Origin of the sequence: Lentilactobacillus sp. Marseille-Q4993, assembly GCF_951230165.1 — a bacterium.
Taxonomy (GTDB): domain Bacteria; phylum Bacillota; class Bacilli; order Lactobacillales; family Lactobacillaceae; genus Lentilactobacillus.
In genome coordinates, this window is sequence record NZ_CATNVB010000073.1 from 1 (window position 1) to 1366 (window position 1366).

The 1366-nt window shown below is 38.8% G+C and carries 1 protein-coding gene; it reads left to right on the plus strand.

All coding sequences use genetic code 11. The features are described from left to right. Positions 1-50 precede the first annotated feature (50 nt). Positions 51-1301 (plus strand): ISL3 family transposase, encoded by a 1251-nt coding sequence (locus tag QOW94_RS11050; protein WP_283680501.1) that lies wholly within the window; start codon positions 51-53, stop codon positions 1299-1301. Positions 1302-1366: the final 65 nt, after the last annotated feature.

The window sequence follows — 1366 nt, forward strand, 5'->3', positions numbered from 1 at the left end:
CATATGCTAAGATTTAAGCGTCTAAACAAAAAACAAGCGAGGTGTATGTGATGTCCCAAGACAATTCTATCTTAGATTTACTGGATATCAAAGACAAAAATATACAAATAACTAAAGTTAAGGAAGAAAATCGATACAGTGGCCCACAAAGAGTAAAGTTTATGACGGTTTATGGTCGGTTAACCTACGGTTTGACGCGCTGCCCATTATGCGGGTTCCCTACCATCGTAAAGAATGGAACTCGGTTAACTAAACTGCGAATTGCTAGCTTAACAGGTAAAGAACTACGGCTGTATTTAAGTAAACAGCGCTATCTGTGCCAAAACTGTGGTCACACATGTGGAGCACACACGCCAATCGTTAAAGTTAATCATTCAATCACGAACCAAGTTAATCAGCGGATCAATGAACTAGATAGAAATACCCTAACCGTCAAGATGATGGCCAAGCTAGTTGGTGTTTCGCCTAGTTCGGTTCAGAGAATCATGTACTCAGGCCGGAAGGCCTTTCTAGAACATCGGGAACTACCAAAATACTTGTGCTTTGATGAATTTAGGTCAGTCCACTCAATGTTTTCTTTTATTTGTATTGATGCTCAAACCCACAATCTAGTCGCTCTATTGCCAAATAGATTGACTAAGACCATTGTTGATTACTTTCTTAATCAGTATTCCTTGAAAGAAAGACGCAAAGTCAAAGCAGTATCAATGGACTTAAACGCCCAATACCAGCACTTCATCAAACGAATATTCCCAAATGCGGAAATCGTTATCGATCGCTTTCACATCGTTCAATTAGCCGGACGAGCCTTGGATTGTTCACGCACCCGAATACTTAAAGGGATTGAAGACCACCATTCACGCCTATATAAAATGCTGAAGTCACATTGGCGGTTATTTCATAAGAATGAAAATGAGATTGATGCCGTTAACGTAAAATACAAGTTCGGAATCAACGAGAAAATAACTGAACAGGCCATTATTGATACCGTCATTCAGGCTTTTCCTGATTTCAAAATTATTTATGAAGAATACCAAGCTATCCTTCATGCTATTCATGATGGTGATGTAGGCACTCTTCAAGAACTAATCAATGGTTCTAAGCCAATTAAAAATGAAATGACAGTTGTCTTTACGACCTTTAAAAAGAATTGGCGTGGAATCGTGAATGCCTGCTGTTCCAAGCTTTCTAATGGGCCGCTAGAAGGAGTTATTCGAAAAGTCAAAGAGCTTAAACGTGGTTGTTATGGCTTTAAAAATATGGCCCATTTATTCATCAGAATCAGATTGATTCATGATTAGACAAAAAAAGCATCACCTTTCGGCGATGCTTCAGAAACTTCATCAATACGATTTGACTAAGTTCC

Bases quoted from the DNA above. Each gene is read 5' to 3' on its own strand.
- QOW94_RS11050 (WP_283680501.1), top strand. From the start codon at position 51: ATGTCCCAAGACAATTCTATCTTAGATTTACTGGATATCAAAGACAAA.